This is a genomic window from Corallococcus praedator (genome assembly GCF_003612125.1).
In the GTDB taxonomy this organism is placed as follows: domain Bacteria; phylum Myxococcota; class Myxococcia; order Myxococcales; family Myxococcaceae; genus Corallococcus; species Corallococcus praedator.
Window position 1 is genome coordinate 1 of record NZ_RAWI01000179.1, and the last position, 18,430, is coordinate 18,430.

At 70.5% G+C, this 18,430-nt stretch carries 17 protein-coding genes and 1 pseudogene; 14 read left to right on the forward strand and 4 right to left on the reverse strand.

What is annotated here, in order from left to right; translation table 11 throughout:
- The 11 genes from D7Y13_RS45790 to D7Y13_RS22225 form a co-directional block, all read left to right on the forward strand.
- On the forward strand, window positions 1-525 hold a 525-nt coding region (locus tag D7Y13_RS45790), incomplete at its 5' end, for a hypothetical protein (protein ID WP_208734482.1).
- Between the two features lie 15 nt (window positions 526-540).
- Complete coding sequence (locus tag D7Y13_RS22180; protein WP_120585011.1) at window positions 541-801, forward strand: acyl carrier protein; 261 nt, start codon at window positions 541-543, stop codon at window positions 799-801.
- 44 nt (window positions 802-845) lie between these two features.
- A complete protein-coding gene (locus D7Y13_RS22185) occupies window positions 846-2,099 on the forward strand; it encodes a cytochrome P450 (RefSeq protein WP_199732881.1) in 1,254 nt (417 codons plus the stop codon).
- Between the two features lie 7 nt (window positions 2,100-2,106).
- A complete protein-coding gene (locus D7Y13_RS22190) occupies window positions 2,107-2,676 on the forward strand; it encodes an NADPH-dependent FMN reductase (protein WP_120535918.1) in 570 nt (189 codons plus the stop codon).
- Window positions 2,677-2,823: 147 nt separating this feature from the next.
- Entirely contained in the window at window positions 2,824-3,303 is a 480-nt protein-coding gene (locus tag D7Y13_RS22195) for a hypothetical protein (RefSeq protein ID WP_120535917.1), read from the forward strand.
- Window positions 3,304-3,457: 154 nt separating this feature from the next.
- Window positions 3,458-4,555: a 6-phosphofructokinase gene (locus D7Y13_RS22200; protein WP_120585013.1), complete on the forward strand. Its 1,098-nt coding sequence runs from the start codon at window positions 3,458-3,460 to the stop codon at window positions 4,553-4,555.
- A gap of 20 nt (window positions 4,556-4,575) precedes the next feature.
- The gene (locus D7Y13_RS22205; protein WP_120585014.1) at window positions 4,576-6,639 is read left to right on the forward strand and encodes a serine/threonine-protein kinase; all 2,064 of its coding nucleotides are present in this window, start codon (window positions 4,576-4,578) and stop codon (window positions 6,637-6,639) included.
- Window positions 6,636-7,625, forward strand: a complete 990-nt coding sequence (locus tag D7Y13_RS22210; RefSeq protein WP_120535914.1) for a tetratricopeptide repeat protein — start codon at window positions 6,636-6,638, stop codon at window positions 7,623-7,625. Before D7Y13_RS22205 ends, D7Y13_RS22210 begins: the two co-directional genes overlap by 4 nt.
- 20 nt (window positions 7,626-7,645) lie before the next feature.
- Entirely contained in the window at window positions 7,646-9,544 is a 1,899-nt protein-coding gene (locus tag D7Y13_RS22215) for a sigma 54-interacting transcriptional regulator (RefSeq protein ID WP_120535913.1), read from the forward strand.
- A gap of 21 nt (window positions 9,545-9,565) precedes the next feature.
- On the forward strand, window positions 9,566-10,150 hold the full coding sequence (locus D7Y13_RS22220; protein WP_120535912.1) for a hypothetical protein: 585 nt from the start codon (window positions 9,566-9,568) through the stop codon (window positions 10,148-10,150).
- Entirely contained in the window at window positions 10,147-11,784 is a 1,638-nt protein-coding gene (locus D7Y13_RS22225; RefSeq protein WP_233595800.1) for a collagen binding domain-containing protein, read from the forward strand. Before D7Y13_RS22220 ends, D7Y13_RS22225 begins: the two co-directional genes overlap by 4 nt.
- Before the next feature lie 8 nt (window positions 11,785-11,792).
- On the opposite strand, the gene D7Y13_RS22230 is transcribed toward D7Y13_RS22225, so the two are convergent.
- The 3 genes from D7Y13_RS22230 to D7Y13_RS22240 form a co-directional block, all read right to left on the reverse strand.
- A complete protein-coding gene (locus tag D7Y13_RS22230; RefSeq protein ID WP_199732882.1) occupies window positions 11,793-12,308 on the reverse strand; it encodes a hypothetical protein in 516 nt (171 codons plus the stop codon).
- Window positions 12,309-12,408: 100 nt separating this feature from the next.
- Complete coding sequence (locus tag D7Y13_RS22235) at window positions 12,409-13,389, reverse strand: tetratricopeptide repeat protein (protein WP_233595801.1); 981 nt, start codon at window positions 13,387-13,389, stop codon at window positions 12,409-12,411.
- Window positions 13,390-13,565: 176 nt separating this feature from the next.
- The gene (locus tag D7Y13_RS22240; protein WP_233595802.1) at window positions 13,566-14,303 is read right to left on the reverse strand and encodes a hypothetical protein; all 738 of its coding nucleotides are present in this window, start codon (window positions 14,301-14,303) and stop codon (window positions 13,566-13,568) included.
- A 342-nt stretch (window positions 14,304-14,645) separates the two neighbouring features.
- Between D7Y13_RS22240 and D7Y13_RS22245 the strand changes: the two genes are divergently transcribed.
- The gene (locus tag D7Y13_RS22245; RefSeq protein ID WP_120585018.1) at window positions 14,646-15,071 is read left to right on the forward strand and encodes a YciI family protein; all 426 of its coding nucleotides are present in this window, start codon (window positions 14,646-14,648) and stop codon (window positions 15,069-15,071) included.
- On the opposite strand, the gene mutL is transcribed toward D7Y13_RS22245, so the two are convergent.
- Window positions 15,072-16,937, reverse strand: coding sequence for a DNA mismatch repair endonuclease MutL (gene mutL, locus D7Y13_RS22250; RefSeq protein ID WP_120535907.1), 1,866 nt, complete (start codon window positions 16,935-16,937; stop codon window positions 15,072-15,074).
- Window positions 16,938-17,039: 102 nt separating this feature from the next.
- Between mutL and D7Y13_RS22255 the strand changes: the two genes are divergently transcribed.
- Together D7Y13_RS22255 and D7Y13_RS22260 are read left to right on the forward strand one after the other, a co-directional pair.
- Entirely contained in the window at window positions 17,040-18,011 is a 972-nt protein-coding gene (locus tag D7Y13_RS22255; RefSeq protein WP_120585019.1) for an SDR family oxidoreductase, read from the forward strand.
- Window positions 18,008-18,430, forward strand: a pseudogene (locus D7Y13_RS22260) (acyltransferase); the annotation flags it as partial. The gene D7Y13_RS22255 and the pseudogene D7Y13_RS22260, both read left to right, overlap by 4 nt.

The following is an 18,430-nucleotide window of genomic DNA, read 5'->3' on the forward strand; positions in this document are numbered from 1 at the left end:
GCCCTCTTCCGCCTGGACGCGCCGCTGCCGCCCCTGCCCTTCGACAAGCTGGCCTTGAGTGGTGGCGGACAGGACGGGCTGGCCGGATCGCTGCTGGAGGCGCTGGACTCGCTGGGAGAAGCCGCCGCGACGCGACCGCTGCGCGACCGCCTGGAGTCCTTCGCCCGGGAGCTGGAGGTCCTCAGGCGCGAGGCCGCCGCGCTTCCGCCTCGGGAACTCACGGCCACCGCATCGCCTGCCGCCTATGCGCTGACCACGCGCGCCATCACGCTGATGGCCGCGAGCGCCTGCGTCAACGTGTGGCGCCAGCAGGCCGATGATGCCTTCCTGGGAGATCCCGCGTGGCTGCTCGCGGCGCTGCACCGGCTGGACGTCTGGCGCGAACGGGCCCAGGGCCCCCTGCCGGAAGCCATCCGCAGCCGCCTCTTCGCGGAGCTGCACGCGCGCCATGAAGACGCGCGCACCTTCGATTTGAACCAGACACCGCTGTCGGGCTGGCGCCCACTGCCCGCCCCCCTCTCCTGACCGAAAGGATTCGCCATGCCGTCCCTGCCTTCCGCCGACGCCCTCAGCTCCTGGCTGTCGTCCCGCATCGCCACCTACGTGCAGCGCCGTCCCGAGGACATCCGCGCGGACGTGCCGCTGGCCGACTACGGCCTCGACTCCGTCTACGCGCTCACCCTCGCGGGCGACCTGGAGGACCACCTGGGCCTCACGCTGGATCCGACCCTGATGTGGGATCACCCCACCATCGCCGGCCTCACCCAGGCGCTGCTCCAGGTGCTCACCAGCGCCGCCTGAGCCACGCCTCCGTTCCTTCCTCCGCCACGCCGCTGGAGCCCCCGATGAAGCCTTCCCCAGAGCCCTCGATGACCGCCGCTTCCCTGCCGCCGCTGCCCACCGAGCGCAAGTGCCCATTCGACCCGCCTCCCGAATACAAGCGCCTGCGCGTCGAGCAGCCCATCACCCGCGTCGTCACGCCGCGCGGAGATCCGGCTTGGCTGGTGACGCGCCATGAGGACATCCGCGCCATCCTCACCGACCGCCGCTTCAGCTCCAGCCCGCTCGCCCCGGGATACCCGTCCTATGTGACGGGCAACGTGCCGCCCCCGCCCGGCTTCTTCATGCAGATGGACGCGCCGGACCACACCCGTCTGCGCTCGCTCGTCACGCGCGAGTTCATGGCCCGGCACATCGAATCCCTGCGCCCCCGGATGCAGGCGCTCGTGGATCAACGCGTGGAGGCGCTCCTGAAGCTTTCAGGCACGGTGGACCTCATCCGTGACTTCGCCCTGCCCACCGCGTCGCTGGTCATCTGCGAACTGCTCGGCGTGCCCTTCGAGGACGCGGGCTTCGTGCAGAACCGCACCGACGGCATCCTCGACCGCAGCCGCACCGCGAAGGAGTCGGAGACCTCCGCCATCGAGCTGATGGGCTACTTCGATCGCCTGGTGACGACGAAGGAGCAGGCCCCGGGCGACGACATCCTGGGCCGGCTCATCTCCGACACGTCCCGCGCGGAGAAGGTGTCCCACGCGGAGCTGGTCGGCATCGCCGCGCTGCTGATGCTGGGCGGCTACGACACCATGGCGCAGGTCATCGGCCTGGGCACCGTCACGCTGCTCCAGCATCCGGATCAACTGGCGGACTTCCTGCGCGACGCGACGCTGGCGGACGCGCTCGTGGAAGAGCTCGTGCGCTACCTCACCGTCAACCACGCGGGCCTGCCGCGCGCGGCCACCGCCGACGTGGAGGTGGGCGGCCAGCTCATCCGCGAGGGCGAGGGGCTCATCGTCATGCTCAGCTCCGGCAACCGCGACGAGCAGGCCTTCCCCAACGCGGACGCCTTCGACATCCGCCGCGACTGCCGCCACCACGTCGGCTTCGGCCACGGCCTGCACCGCTGCATCGGCGCCACCTTCGCCCGCGCGGAGCTGGCCATCGTCTTCCGCACCCTCTTCGAGCGCATCCCCACGCTGCGCGTCGCCGTGCCCGTGCAGGAGCTGCCCTTCCGCCACGAAATGGTCCTCTATGGCCTCAAGCAACTGCCCGTGACATGGTCCGGGAATCCTGGGTCAGCTGGTTTCAAGGAGTCATGAGCACGCCATGAAGATCCTCGCCATTTCGGGGAGTCTGCGGAAGGTTTCCTCCAACACGGTGCTGCTCCGGGCCGCCATCCGGATGGCACCGCCGGGGGTGGAGATCACGCTCTACGACGCGCTGGAGGACGTGCCGCCCTTCAACCCGGACAAGGACGATCTGGACAACGGCATCGCGCCCCCCGGAGTGCTGGCCTTCCGCGCCGCGCTCCAGGCCTGCGACGCGGTGCTCATCTCCAGCCCCGAGTACGCGCACGGCCTCTCCGGTGTGATGAAGAACGCGCTCGACTGGACGGTGGGCAGCGGCGAGTTCTCCTCCAAGCCCACCGCGCTCATCAACGCCTCGCCGCGCTCGCTGCACGCGCACGGGACGCTGATGGAGGTGCTGCGGACCATCACCTTCACGGACGTCATCGAGGGGCTGCTCCCCGTCCCGATGTCCGGCCGCAAGACGGATGAGGAGTCGCTCAGCGTGGACAAGGACATCGCGCCCGTCATCCGCCAGACGCTCGACGCGCTCATCAAGTCCGTCCAGCCCCCGGCGCCCGTGGAGCTGGCGCCCATCGGCGTGCGGTAGCAGGCCCCTGCCTCCAGGCCCGGCGTTTCCGTGGATCCACGGCGCCGGGTGCTTCCGGGCCCCGCCACGAGCGGCGTGCGGCCCGGCGAGCGCTCCCGTTTGAGCGTGTGACATCCCGGGCAGGCACCGGCTACGCTCGCTCGCGAGATGACTCCTGCCGTCCGGGCCGACATGGAAGCACGTGCCGACCGCGCCTTGCGCCGGGGTGAGCTGGTCGAGGCGTTCGAGCTGTTCGAGGACCTGTCGCGCGCCTTTCCCCAGGAAGAGGCCCTGACGCTCAAGCTCGCCCACCTACGCGAATCCCTCCAGCCCCAGGAGCTGCAGCACCTGCGCAACCGCGTGCGCGAACCCCAGCGGCTTCCATTGGGACCGCCTTCGGCCATGCAGGAGGGCGAGCGCCTCTTCACCCTGGGTGACTACGTGGGCGCCGCCGCCGCCTACCGCCGCGCGCTCCAGGAACGTCCGGGCAATGAATTGGTCCAGGAACGTCTGGGAGAGTTGTACCGGATGGCCCGCGAGATGCCCGTGCAGTCCCCCACCGACAAGGCCCTGCCCCCCCAGAAGGAGGACCGGCTCCAGGCCCTCCTGGACCGGCTGGCCTCCCGGCGCCGCCTCAAGCGCGACTGAGGGGCGTCCCCCGCGTCCGTGCGAGCGGAGATCCGACGCGATGCGTGATTCGTGCGTTGCGCACCCTGGAGGTGGCACCTACTATCCGCACCGACGTTGCTGTCATAGTGTCGCCCGCCCCTACTGACACCCACGTCCGACTTTTCCTGGCCCTATGACCCGACCTCTCCGACTTGGAGTCCTCACCGGCGGTGGCGACTGCCCGGGACTCAATGCGCTCATCCGAGGCCTCGTCCGGCGGGGCGCGCACGAATTCGGCCATTCGTTCGTCGGCATCGAGAACGGCTTCATGGGGTTGATGGAGCCGGAGCTCGTCCGCCCGCTCGGTGTGGAGGACACGCGCGGCATCCTGCCCAAGGGCGGCACCATCCTGGGCACGTCCAACAAGGCGAACCCGTTCGCCTACCCGGTGCGTGAGGGCGCGGCGTGGGTGGAGCGGGACTTGTCGGACCAGGCGGTGCGCCGCTGCAAGGATCTGGCGCTGGACGGGCTGGTGGCCATTGGCGGGGACGGCACGCTGTCCATCGCGCACCGGCTGGCGGAGAAGGGGCTGAAGGTCGTCGGGTGTCCGAAGACCATCGACAACGACTTGTCCGGCACGGACCAGACGTTCGGGTTCGACACCGCGCGGCTCATCGTCACGGAGGCGTTGGACCGGCTGCACTCCACCGCGGAGTCGCATGACCGCGTGATGGTGGTGGAGATCATGGGCCGCCACGCGGGCTTCCTCACGCTGGAGAGCGGCATCGCGGGCGGCGCGGACCTCATCCTCATGCCGGAGATTCCTTACCGCGTGGAGGCGGTGCTGGAGACGCTGCGTCGCCGGGCCACGCGCAGGCGCAGCTTCTCCATCATCGCCATCTCCGAGGGCGCCTACCCGGAAGGCGGCGCGCTGTCGGTGGTGGCGCAGGCGGCGGACATCCCAGGCCGGGGCGTGGTGCGGCTGGGCGGATCCGGCAAGGTGTGCGCGGATTTGCTCGCCAGCCACATCGATGCGGAGATTCGTGTCACGGTGCTCGGTCACCTGCAGCGCGGTGGCAGCCCGAGCGCGGCGGACCGCGTGTTGGCGACGCGCTACGGCTGCAAGGTGCTGGACCTGGTGCGGGATGGGGAGTGGGGGCACATGGTGGCGCTGCGGAACAACGAGATTGTCAGCGTTCCGCTGAGCGAGTCGCGCAAGGAGCGCCGGGTGGATCCCCAGGGTGACCTGGTGCGTTTCGCGCGGAGCATGGGCATCGGTTTCGGGGACTGAGGGAGGAAGCGCACCACGTCATGTCGCTCGTCGGCCGCCATATCGGTCGCTATCGCATCCTGGAGGAGCTGGGCTCCGGGGGCATGAGCGTCGTGTACAAGGGGCTCGACACCGCCCTGGACCGGGAGGTCGCGGTCAAGGTGCTGCACCCGCACCTGGCCGGCAAGGACGAGTCCCGGCGGAGGCTTGCCCGCGAGGCGCGCGCCGTCGCGAAGCTGCACCATCCGAACATCCTGGAGGTCTTCGACTTCTCCTCGGCGGAGGCGCACGACGCCTTCATCGTCACCGAGTACATCCGCGGCCGCACGCTCAAGACGTACCTGGATGACGGGCCGATGGAGCCGCCCGAGCTGGCGGCGATGATCATTCACGAGCTGGCGGCGGCGCTGGCGCACGCGCACGAAGCGGGCGTCATCCACCGCGACCTGAAGCCGGAGAACGTCATGGTGCGCGAGGACGGGGTCCTCAAGCTCATGGACTTCGGCATCGCGCGGCTCCTGGACATCGAGGACCGGATGACGGTGACGGGGGCGCTGGTGGGTTCGCCCGCGCACATGTCGCCGGAGATCATCGAGGGCCTGGAGGCCGGGCCGGAGGCGGACGTCTTCAGCCTGGGCATCATGTTCTACGCGCTGATGACGGGCCGGCTGCCGTTCACCGCGTCCAACACCACCGCGACGCTCAAGCGCATCCTGGATGGGACGTACGAGGATCCGCGCCGCCGCGTGCCCGCGCTGTCGGACGAGCTGGCGGAGATCTGCGCGACGTGCCTCCAGCGCGATCCGCAGCGGCGCTATCCGAACGCGGGCAAGCTGCGCGACGCGCTGGCGGATGCGCTCGCGGGGCTGGGGTTCTCCCGAGTGGGCGAGGAGCTGATCTCCTTCTTCGCGGATCCGCCGTCGTACCAGCGGCTCGCGCGCCAGCGCATCGTCGCGGCGCTGTTGGAGCGCGGAGAGCGGCAGCTCCAGGAGAAGCGCACGCCGCGCGCGCTGGCGTGCCTGAACCATGTGCTCGCGCTGGACGCGACGAACGCGCGGGCGCTCGGGCTGCTCAAGGGCATCCAGCGTCAGCAGCGGCGGCGCACGTGGCGGCGGCGGGGACTGCGAGCGGGCATCGGCGTGGGCGTGGCGCTCGCGCTGGGCCTGGGCGGGTGGCATTGGAACCGCGTGCGCCAGGAGCCCGCGGGCGCGGGCGCACAGGGCGGATCCAGGGGTGCGCCCACGGGTTCGCAGGCTGCGAGCGGAGCTACCGGCACGCCCAATGGTTCGCAGGGCGTGGGCGGAGCCAATGGCGCGCCCAACGGATCAGCCATCGCGGGAGCACCCACTGGACCGCAGGGAGCAGGCGGCTCCCCCACCGGTCCGCAGGGCGTGGGTGGATCCACCGGCGCGGCCTCGGGTTCGGACCCCACGGGCCCGCAGGCTCCGAGCGGGCCGGCGACATCCGGACGCGACACCCTCGTCCCCCCGCTCAACCCCGACGCGACGCCCCGCGCGCCGAACGGCACCACCGCTGCGGAGCGTCCTCCCACCGGGCTCCCCTCCTCCACCGAGCGCACCCCGCGACAGCCCCTCGTCGCCAGCATCGAGCCCACGGACGACCCCGCGACGAAGCACGCGCGTGCGGGCCGGCTGCCCGTGTCCATCCTCGTGCGGCCCTACGGCTCCATCCGCGTGGACGGCGGCCCGGCCAGCCCCCAGCAGCTCGCGCAGCACGACGTGCACGTGGCGCCGGGCCCGCACACCATCATCGTCTCCTGCGGCTACTGCGAGGACGCGACGGAGACCATCGACGTGAAGCCCGAGGGCGAGAACGTCTTCCGCCTGCGCGCCCTGCTCAAGCCCTCGCAGCTCACCATGGACTACCAGCCGCCGGACGCCACCGTGCGCGTGGGCGACGTGGAGCGCTCCGCCCGCGACAGCATCCAGCAGCCCTTCGACATCCGCTCGCCCCGGGGCCCCGCGAGCTTCCAGCACCGCGTGGAGGTGGAGATCTCCTCGCCCGGGTACAAGACGGAGAAGCGCGTCGTGCTGCTGGAGCCGGGCAAGCCCACCACCCTGCGCGGGAGCCTGAAGCCCGAATGAGCCGTGGCCCGCTGCTCATCGTCCTGCTCGTGCTGGCCCTGCTGGGCCCCGCCTCCGCGCGCGCGCAGATGGGCAGCGCGGATCCGGAGGTCGCCGCCCTGCGCTCCTCCTTCGAATACGGCAAGTACGCGGAGGTGCTGGAGCGCGCCGGCCAGCGCATCGACCGGGGCGACCTGCCGGAAGAAGACCTCGTGGAGCTGCACAAGCTCGCGGGCCTGTCCGCCTTCAACCTGAACCGCACCGAGGAGGCCGAGCGCCACCTGCGCGCCGTGCTCCGGTTGGATCCCGACTTCAGCCTGGATCCCTTCGTCGTCCCGCCCCCGGCCGTCGCCTTCTTCGAGGACCTGAAGAACCAGATGTCCGGCGAGCGCGACTTCCTCCGCCAGGAACAGCGCCTGCGCCTGGAGCGGGAGAAGACGGAAGCCGAACGCCGTGAACAGGAGCGCGTCGCCCTGGAGACCCAGCGCCGCCGCGCGGAGGAGCTGGCCCGCCAGGTCACCGTGCGCACCGTGGAGAAGCGCAACTTCCTGGTCAACTTCGTCCCGTTCGGCGCCGGTCAGTTCCAGCAGGGCCGCAACAGCATGGGCATCGTCTTCGCGGCCACGGAAGGCGCGCTCGCCGTCACGAGCATCATCGCGTTCTTCGCGTACGACTCGCTCTTCGAGGAGCGGTTCATCACCCTGGACAACGTCCTGGACGAGGACGGCCGCGCCTCCATCCCGGTGCGCTTCATCCCCACCGACCGCGCCCGGCAGGCGGACACCTGGCAGTTCCTGCGACTGGCGTCCGCCACCGGCTTCTACACCGTGTACACGCTGGGCGTGGTGGACGCGATCTACCACCACGAGGATCAGGTGGTGACCAGCACCACCGTGGAATCCCGCCCCGAGCCGAAGCCTCCCGCCGTCTCCATGGTTCCGCCCCCGCGCCTGCGGCTCTACTCCACCCGGGGTGGGCTGGGCGCCGGTCTCTCTCTCACGTTCTAGCCCCGGACACCCTCCCGCTTATGGCCAGCCTCACCGTCCGCACCCCCGATGGAAAGGTCCGCACGGTCTCCCTGCTCAAGCGCATCACCAGCCTGGGACGTGGACCCGACAACGACGTGCCCCTGGAGGACACCAGCGTTCCTCCCAACGCCCTGCACGTCACCTACGACGGCACCCGCTACGAAGTGGGCAGCCTGGGCGCCACCTTCCACGTCAACGGCAAGCGGCGCGACAACCACGCGCTGTCCACCGGCGACGTGGTCAAGGTGGGCGGCACCGAGCTCACCTTCTCCCGCGAGGACGCCCCCCGCGAGTCCGTGCGCCGCGAGGTCCCCGAGCGCGAGGTGTCCCTCTCCGCTGGCGCCGCCCAGTCCTCGGACTCTCACACGTCCGAGCTGCCCGGCGTGGCGGGCCGCGAGCTCGTGCTGCTCAAGCGGCTGACCGCGTTCAGCGAGCGGCTCTCCGGCACCTACGACGTGGACCGCATCCTGGAGAGCCTGCTGGACGAGGCCATCGAGGTGACGCGCGCCGACAAGGGCTTCCTCATCCTGATGGAGAGCGGCGAGCCGCGCGTGAAGGCCGCGCGCAACGTGGCGCGAGAGAACATCGAGGACGCGGTGGAGAAGCTGTCCGACTCCATCATCTCCAAGGTGGTGAAGGACCAGCGCGCCATCATCGTCGCGGACGCGCTGGACGCCCCGGAGTTCAAGGCCAGCGAGTCGGTGGTGAACCTCAAGGTCCACTCCGTCATGTGCGTGCCCGTGATGCACAAGGGCGACCTGTTCGGCGTGCTCTACGTGGGCAACGACAGGCTGGTGAACCGCTTCGAACCCAAGAGCCTGGACATGCTCACGGTGTTCGCGGCGCAGGCGTCGCTGCTGTTGCAGAACGCGCTGCTCGTCAACGACCTGAAGCTCGACAACACGGAGCTGCGCCGCAAGCTGGAGGACCAGCGCTACGGCGACATCGTGGGCGCCTGTCAGGGCATGCGGGACGTGTACAAGCGCATCGACAAGATCGCCCCCACGGACATCTCCGTGCTGATCACCGGCGAGACGGGCACCGGCAAGGAGCTCATCGCCCGGGAGATCCACCGCCGCTCGCCGCGCACCAAGGGCCCCTTCATCACGGTGAACTGCGGCGCCATCCCGGAGAACCTGCTGGAGAGCGAGCTGTTCGGTCACGCCAAGGGCGCCTTCACCGGCGCGGTGGCCACCCGGCCCGGCAAGTTCCAGGCGGCCATCGGCGGCACCCTCTTCCTGGACGAAATCGGGGAGATGCCGCTCCAGCTCCAGGTGAAGCTCTTGCGCGCCCTCCAGGACAAGATCGTCTACAAGGTCGGCGAGAACCGCGGCGAACCGGTGGACATCCGCGTGGTGGCCGCGACGAACAAGATTCTGGAGGAAGAGGTCAAGCGCAACGCGTTCCGCGAGGACCTCTACTACCGCCTCAACGTCGTCACCGTGAAGCTGCCGCCCCTGCGCGAGCGCGGCGAGGACGTCATCGTCCTGGGCCGCTTCTTCCTGCAGAAGTACTCGCGCGAGTTCAGCGCCAAGGCCCGCGGCTTCACGCCCGCCGCCGCCGTGGCGATGAAGAAGTACGGCTGGCCCGGCAACATCCGCGAGCTGGAGAACCGCCTGAAGAAGGCGGTGGTGCTGGCGGACAAGCCGCTGCTGGGCCCGGACGACCTGGACCTCAAGCCGGAGAACCTGGAGCCCATCATGCCGCTGCTCCAGGCCAAGGAAGAGTTCCAGAAGCGTTACATCAACGAGGTGCTGGCCCGGAACAACGGCAACCGCACCAAGACGGCCAAGGACCTGGGCGTGGATCCGCGCACCATCTTCCGCCACCTGGAGAAGCTGGAGGCGGAGAAGACGGGCCGTCCCCTGCCCCCCGAGGAGGGCGAGGAACTGCTGTAGACTCCAGCCCCGCTTCCCACCATGCATCCGCACGCGACGCGAAAGCCCCGGGGCATCCTCAAGCCACTGTTGGCGGGCCTGGGCGCAGCTTCGCTCGCGGTGGGCTCCGGCTGCCTCATCCCCCAGGACGAGGCCCTGCTGGAGGGCGTGCCGGAGTTCAAGAACCGGCCGCCGCGCATCGTGGAGGAGCAGGTGGAGCCCTTCGAGCGCATCCTGCGCGCCTTCGGCGTGGGCACCTGCACGCAGGACTTCAGCGTGGTGGTGGAGGACCCGGACGTGGACGACCGCCTCACGGTGGAGTGGTACGTGGACTACAACCCGTCCGATCCCGTGGGCTTCTACCGGCAGATCGTCCTGGCCAACACCGGCCAGCCCCGCCGCGATGACCGGGGCACGCTGCGCATGGACCTGCGCTCGGCCAACAACCCGCTGGCCACGCCGGGCATCCACCTGGTGGAGGCGCTGGTGACGGACCGGCACCTCACCAACCGCCAGCCGGATCCACCCGAAGAAGTGTTCCTCGCGGACGGCGGCCTCGTGAAGAACCCGGGCTTCGTCACCTCGTACTCGTGGGTGGTGAACACCGTGCAGGGGGACTGCCAGTGAGGCGCGCGCTCCGGACCCTGGCCCTGGCGCTCTGGGTGTCGGGGGCCGGATGTGGCCTGCTCCCCGAGGACGAGCCGCCGGATCAGCTGGTGTGCCGCTCCGACGCGGAGTGCTTCTCGGGCCAGGTGTGCTTCGTGGACGGCTGCGGCAACCCCGGTGGCGACATCGTCGTGGAGGTGCAGGCCCACCCCCAGGCGGGGCTGCACGCGCAGGACTTCCCGGTGGACCGGCTGCGTCCGGAGCAGAACCTGGAGCTGTTCAGCCCCGTGCGCCTCCGGGGCCAGGTGTCGCGGGGCACGGTGCCCACCGCGGACGGAGGCACGGCCCCGGCCGCCTACCACGACCCCGTCCACCTGCTGGCCACCGGGGAGAGTCGCCTCATCCCGGGCGTCGCGCGGCGGTATGAAACGACGCTCGCCCCGGAAAACGGTACGTGGACGCTGCCCGTGGGCAGCGGCGACTACACGGTGACGCTCACGCCGGTGGACCCCACCCTGCCCCCGCTGCTGCGCACCACGTCGGTGGATCCGGGCAGCGGCGGCATGGTGACGTTCGAGCTTCCCGCGCAGGGCCGGCTCGTGTCGCTCTCGGGGACGCTGGTGCTCCAGGGCACCCAGCGCGTGGACGCGGACCTGGAGGTGCAGGCGCTGGATGAGCTGCTGCGCCCCCTGTCCCAGCGCGCGCGCATCACCCGGTCCACGGGCGCGTTCCAACTGGCGCTGAGCCTGGAGGACGCGTCGCGTGCCACGGTGCTCCTGCGCGTGTCGCCGGTGAACGCCGGGGACCTGCTGCCCTCGAAGACCTTCGTGGTGGCGCCATCCAACGGCCCCCTCGCGCCGCTGGAGCTGGGCAACCCCGGCACGCCGGTGCGCGTGGAGGGCCGCGTGCTGGAGGGCGTCTACTCGGCGCCCATCGCCGGGGCCCGCGTCTCCCTCCAGGGCCGGGTGAACGGCGGCGGCACCTTCCAGGGCGTGCCCGTGCTGACGGACAAGGACGGCCGCTACCAGCTCCTGTCCCTGCCCGGCGCTCCCGACGGGCTGCTCACGCTGGTCGTCGTCCCACCGCCCACGTCCACGGCGCGCATCACGCTCCAGCCGGTGACGGTCCCCGCGCAGGACACCACCCTGCCGGAGGTGAAGTGTCCTTCGCGCATGACCGTGACGGGCACCGTGCGTCAGCCCGACGGCAGCAACGCCGCGTCGGGCGTGCGCATCGTGGTGGAGCCGGTGGGCGCCCTGTCCGGCTGGCCCCAGTCCCCCATGGGCTTCGAGGTCCCCGTCACCACCGACGCGCGAGGCGGTTTCCAGTTGGCGTTGGATCCGGGCGAGTACCGGCTGGACTTCTTGCCCGGGGAGAACCTGCCGCGCGTCAGCCGCTTCGTCACCGTGCCGCCCCAGACCCAGGAGGAGGAGCGGCTGGAGCTGGTGCCCTTCACGCTGTCGCGGGGACGTTCGTTGAGTGGCCGCATCACCCTGCCGCCGGATCCCGCGCTGGCGCCGGACGGCATCGCGGCGAACGCGTCCGTGCGCTTCTTCCGCGTGGTGACGGTGGCGGGCCGCCCCGCGTCCCTGCTGCTGGCGCAGACGGTGTCCGACAGCACGGGGCGATACTCCACCGTGCTGCCCACGCGCTGAAGACCGCTTCAGGGCAGCTTGTTGTTGTTGTTCCGGCGCGCGGTGTCGAAGGCGGCGTGCAGCGCGTCCACCGCGCCGCCCACCTCGCCCGCGTACTGCACCGCGTGGATGGTGTAGAGGTCCTGCACCTTCCCGAGCTGCTTGTAGACGGCTCTCAGCTCCGCGCGGGCGGGGTCACGCGAGTCCAGCGCGCACTCGGACTCGGACTTGCGCAGGCGCGTCAGCCACTCGGTGCGGTAGCGCATCCACTCCTGGTCGACCTTGCGCGCGGGCAGCACGTGCACGAGCTTCTCGCGCTCGGCCTCCAGGTCCTTCCAGTGGCCATCCGCGGCGTCCAGACACTCGCGCACGGTGAGCGGCGGAGTCACGGCCGGGGGTCGCTCGGGCGTCATCGCCGCCACGGAGTGCCCCACGTTCCAGATCATCCACAGCGAGAACAGCGTGGACAGCGTGATGTGGACCCCATACGCGGCGCCACGGAAGCGGCGGAAGCGGGGGTCTTTCCGGGGTTCGGGAGCGGACACGGGGTCCAGGTCTTACGACCCTGGACCCCGGGTGGCAATGCTTCCGTTTCCCGCCGTCCAGGGGAGGACGCCCCCTGGAGACGGCACCGGGAATTACCGGTTACTGGCCCGCGGGAGCGGCCGTCTGGGCCGCCGGAGCCGCGGGGACCGCCGCGCCAGGAACGCCCGCGGGCGCCGCGGCGTCACCGCCGGAGGCCGCGCGCTTGGCGGACGAGAGCCGGCCGCGGAACTGCGACAGGTACTGGGTGGCCGGGTACGTGGCCAGCGCGTCGCGCACCGTGTCCGCCGCCTTATCGTACGCGCCCGTCTCCTGGTACGACTGGGCGAGCAGCAGCATGGCGTAGTCGCGCGTCTTGGACTTCTTGTCGCCTTCCACGAAGCGGGCCAGCAGCGGCACCGCCTTGTCGTGCTGGCGCAGCTGGTTGTAGGCCGTGCCCAGGAAGAAGGACGCGTCCAGCGCATCCGCCTCACCGGGGTTCATGGCGAGGAAGCGCGACAGGTCCGACACCACCGCGTTCATCTCATTGCGGCGGAAGGCCAGCTTGCCGCGCTCGAAGGCGGCGTCGCCCGTCTCACGGCGCAGGGTGGCGGCGCGGTCGTTGAGGGCCTGGCGCTCCAGCGAGGACAGCCGCTGCGTGTCCAGCTTCACCAGCGCGTCGATGCCCTTGAGGCGCTCGTCACCGGGCAGCGTGGTCATCATCTTGTAGACCTCACCCGCGGCGCGCTGGGCCGTCAGGTGCGCGGTGGCGTCGCCCCGCTGCTTCTCCAACTGGGTGCTCAGGTCCGCGACCTGCTTCTCCAACCGCTCGCGCTCGTTGGTGGAGCTGGAGCTGCGCGCGCCACTCACCAACACGGCGCCACCGACGGCGAGAATCACGAACAGCGCGTAGGCCACCGCCGAGGAGATCCACTGCCGCTTCTGGAAGTCCTCGTGACGCTTGCCAACGGCCTTCACCTCCGCGTGGAGGTTCTTCAGCAGGTTGTCCGTCTTGATGACGAGGTTGCGCGATTCGATGACTTCCCGGCGAAGCTCTGAGAGCTCCTTCTCGAGATCGGTCTTCGGCGTTTCAGAGGGGGGCATGGACATCTTCCTGGGACCGGTAATGACTTCGGCCGACTCACGCATGCTAGGGGACTCTCCTGGATGAGGGGCGGGTTCTTTTTCCGCTCCCCAACAGAGTTCTTGGCCAGCCTCATTCCCCGATCGCCTGGATGCCTGCGTGCCTGCCTGCCCGGATCGCCGTGTCCTGGGAGTGACTAGAACGTCGGCATTGGCCGCGAGGGATCCGGTGGGAACGTATAAGTCACGCCCAGCGAGAACCAGTTGCCGCCGTTGCTGAAGCTGAAGGGGCCCTTGAAGTTCGTCGCGTCGGGGGACTCCACCGGACCGCGCAGGAACATCAGGCGGTATTCGGCGGTGATGCCCCACTTCGCGGACAGTCGCAGCGTGGCGCCGAGCGACCCCACCCAGGCCTGACCCACGTTCTCCTGGAGGGTCGAGCCCTCGCGCCTGGAGGAGATGACGGCGGGCCCGGTGTGCAGGCCCACGAAGGGCACCAGCCCCTGCGGCCCGATGTCCAGCACGCCCTGGAAGCGCAGGCCCACGAGCAGGCCGTACGCGAGCGTGCTGACCTTGCGCGACACGGTGGTGCCGTCGCTCAGGGCTTCCGTGAGGTGCAGGTTCTGGGTCGTGCCGAACAGGTCCAGGCCCAGCTCCACCAGGTCCGACACCGCGTACGCGAACGTCAGCGCACCCACCGGGGCCCCGGAGGATTCCGGCGCGCGCTCCAGGCCGGAGCCAGGGCCCTTCGCGCCGTACCAGGCGTCATAGAGCGTGGCGTTGGAGGTCAGCCGGTAGCCGGCCTCCACGGTGATGCGGCCCACGCCGTCCAGGTTGTTGGGGGCATCGCCGCCGCCCTCATCCTGGGCGAAGGCGGGCGCGGCGATCAGGGCGAACAACAGGGGCGCACGGCGGAGCATCACGGAGGAGGACACGGATCTTTCTGCCGGCGCGGGCGCGCGCGGCCCGGTGCTACAGGCGTGTGGCACACCGTAGCCCCGACCCCTCTCGCGTCAAGATTCCGATTTGTGTCCCACGGAGTGGGACGCGCTCAGCCGAATCACCGGCCAGGGGAGCGACGGCCAGCACCGCGTTCGAGTAGGGATTCGACACCCCGTCGCCCTGGACGGCACGACGCAGGCCCAGAGGCGTCGCGTGTGCGGCATGCAGTGAACGATAGGGAAGATAAATCCGGTGTGTCGATCTCCCCTCCCCTCGTTCGACGCGCCTATGAACCCCGCGGGAGGGCACACTTCCCGCCCACAGGAGGAAACACCATGCGTTTCATGATGATCGTGAAGGCCAGCCCCGAAAGCGAAGCCGGCAAGCTCCCCACCACCCAGGAACTCGAGGCCATGGGGAAGTACAACGAGGAGCTGGTGAAGGCCGGCATCCTGCTCGCCGGCGAAGGGCTCCATGCCAGCTCCAAGGGGACGCGGGTGCGCTTCTCCGGGAAGCAGTCCTCCGTGGTCGATGGTCCGTTCACGGAGACGAAGGAGCTGGTCGCCGGCTTCTGGATCATCGAGGTGAAGTCGAAGGAGGAGGCCGTCGCCTGGGCGCGGCGCGTCCCCTTCGTGGAGGGGGAGATCGAAATCCGCCAGGTGGCCTCCGCGGAGGACTTCGCGCCGAGCGACCCCACCGGCGAGCTGATGGCGCGCGAGGAGCAGCTGCGCGCGCAGGTGGAGCAGCGCGCGAAGTCCTGATCAGCGCGCGCGTCGCTCCAGCTCCAGCAGGGGCATCTCCAACACCACCACCGTGCCGTGCGTGCACGGTGGGGTGAAGTCCGCGCGGTCCAGCTCACCCAGCAGCGCACGAAGCTGCGCGTCGGTGAGCGGCGTGGCGGAGGCCTGGCGAGCGGCGTGACAGGCCATCACGCGCACGGCCTCCGCGAGGCTCGTGACATCCAGCGGGGCGCTGCGGGGAGGCAGTGCGCGCGACAGGGCTTCCAGGAGCGCGCGCGGATCCACGCCCTCCAATCCCGGGGGCACCGACTTGAGCGCGATCGCCGTGCCGCCGAAGGGCTCCACGTCCACGCCCAGGAGGAGCAGGGCCTCGCGGCCGTCCACCAGCGCCTTCACCGCGGCCAGCGACAGCTCCACCGTGGTGCCGAACAGCGACGGCGCGGGCGCCTTCGCCCCGTCATCCAGCCGGCGCATGTACGCCGTGAGGCGGGCACGCTCCAGCGCGGCGTGCGGATCCAACACCACCAGCGTACCGCCAGGGCCTTCGCAGACGTGGAAGCGGCTGCCCAACATGCCCATGGGTCGCAGCGCGACGAAGTAGCCCGGAGGCGGCGCTTCGTTGAGCTGCGGTTGCGCCTCACCGAACCCGAGCGTGCGGCCCGGCATCGAGGGGCCCGGGAACGGCCCCGGAGCGCCTCCACCGGGAGGGGCGAAGTACGAAGGGCTCAGCGGACGCGCGGGCATGGAGGGCCCCGGGGCATCCATCGCGGTGGGCAGCGGCGCGCCCCAGGTGGCCTCCTGGGCGCGGGTGAGGAAGCGCTCCACGGCGTGCGCGTAGTGCGCGGCATCCCGGGGCTGCGGGTTGGCGGCCTGCTGTTCGGGCGTGCCCAGCCAGGGGGACGCACGGAGGACCCGCGTGAGGGCGGCGCTCACCGCGTCCTGCACGCCCCGGGCGTCGGCGAAGCGCACCTCCTGCTTCTGGGGGTGCACGTTGACGTCCACCGCGCGGGGCTCCACGTCGATGTGCAGCACCACCACCGGCTGGCGGCCCGCGGGCAGGAAGTCCTGGAACGCGCGCTGCACGGTGCTGATGAGGCCGCGGTCGCGGATGTAGCGGCGGTTGACGAAGGTGTAGAGGCCGCGCGCGTTGGGCAGCGTGTACTCCGGTGACGCGAGGTAGCCCGTCACGCTCACGCCCAACCGCCGTTCCTCCACCGGGAACAGGTGCGGGAAGGACGCGGGGCCCAGCGCCGCGGCGATGCGCTCGCGCGGATCATGTTCGCTGGCGGGACTGGCGAAGAGTTCGTGGCCTTCATGCGTGGCGAAGAAGCCGACCTCCGGGTGCGCCAACGCCAGGCGCACCACGGACTCCTCGCAGTGCTTCAGCTCGGTGGCGCCCTGCCGCATGAACTTGCGGCGCGCCGGCACGTTGAAGAACAGGTCCTCCACGGTGATGACGGTGCCCACGCGGGGCGGCGCGTCCTCCACCGTCGGGGGGCCTCCGCCCTCCACGTGGATCTTCGTGCCTTCGTGGGCCTCCGGCTCCGCGGTGTGCAGCGTGAAGCGCGACACGGAGGCGATGGCGGGGATGGCCTCGCCCCGGAACCCCATGGAGTCGATGTGGAACAGGTCGTCCAGTTCGCGCAGCTTGCTGGTCGCGTGGCGCTCCAGGCAGAGCGTGGCGTCCTCGCGGTTCATCCCATGGCCGTCGTCGGAGATGGTGATGCGGCCCACGCCGCCGCCCTCCAGCTCCACGCGCACGGTGCGCGCGCCGGCGTCGAGCGAGTTCTCGCACAGCTCCTTCACCACCGAGGCGGGGCGTTCCACCACCTCGCCGGCGGCGATCTTGTTGATGAGCACGTCGCTCAGGCGCGCGATTCGGGACATGGCGACCTTCGACCCTCCGCCACCTGGATGACGTTGTCCAGAACATCACGGGCGCGCTCGGCTGACATTCCGGGACGGCTGGGCTAACACCCGACCCTGCGAATGGAAGTGATCCGAGCAGGCAAGGGCCCGATGCGCATCGCGGTGACAGGCGCCAATGGCGACTACGGCAAGCTGCTCCTGCCGAGACTGGAAGCAGACCCGGCGGTGGAGAGCATCCTCGTGCTCGACACCAAGGAACCGGTAGGAACCCGCAAGGTCGAGTTCCACCGGGTGGACCTCACCCGCTACGACGCGGAGAGCGAACTGACGGACGCGCTCACGGAGCGGCCCGTGGACGCGCTCTTCCACCTGGCCTTCCTCTTCGGACCCATCCTCAACGGCCCGCTGGCGCACGAGCTGGAGGTCATCGGCACGATGAACGTGCTGACGGCGGTGGGCCGCGCGAAGCTGCCCCGGCTGGTGGTGCCATCGCTCACCGCGGCCTACGGGGCCCGGGGCAACAACCCCGCGCTGCTGCGGGAGAATTCGCCCCTGTTCGGCTGTCCGCACAGCCGGTTCGTGAACGACAAGGTGGAGGTGGAGGGGCAGGTGCGGGCCTTCCGCGAGCGGCACCCGGACACGCGCACGCTGGTGCTGAGATTCGCACCCCTGCTCGGTCGGAGCCTGGACAATCCAGCCACGCGCCTGCTGGCCCAGGCCGTGGTGCCTACGCTCCTGGGCTTCGACCCGCTCTGGCAGGCGGTGCACGAGGACGACGCGGGCCGGGCGCTGCACCTGGCCCTGAGGGCGGACGTGACAGGGGAATTCAACATCGTGGGGCGGGGGGTGCTGCCCCTGTCCGGGCTCATCCGCCAGGCGGGCGCGCAACCGCTCCCCCTGCCGGGGCCGTTGTTTCGTGGAGCACTTCGCGCGCTCGGGGTGCTGGGGGCGGGCACGTTGCCGGTGGCCCTGCTCGACTACATGCATTACTCCTGGGTCGCGGACGGGGAACGCGCCGAGTCCGCCCTGGGGTTCGTTCCCCTCCACCACGTCAAGGACGCCGCCGCGGCGCTCCGAAGGAGCCAGTCATGACCAAGGGTGTCCTCGGGAATGATCCCTTCCAGCGGGGCGCAGCGCCTCGCACGGGCGATGCGCAGGAGGACAAGGCCGAAGCGAAGGCCGCGAAGAAGGCGCCCGCGTCGAAGAGCGCGAAGGGTGGCGCCGGGAAGAGCGCGAAGTCGGCGGGCAAGGCACGCAGCGCCAAGGAAGCCCCGCGCACGAAGGCCCCGAAGGCTGGCAAGGGACGCAGCCCGGAAGCGAAGCCGGCCGCGAAGGCGCCGAAGACCCCCGCCGCCGCGGTCCACAAGTTCGAGGCGCGCGCGAACCCGCGCGGTGGGACGTCCGCGTCGCCCCAGGAGCACGAGGACACGACCGCGAAGGCGGCGCACGCGACCCGCGAGGCACCGGCCGGCAAGCAGGGCCCCCCGCCTGCTCGCGCCTCGGCCCAGGCC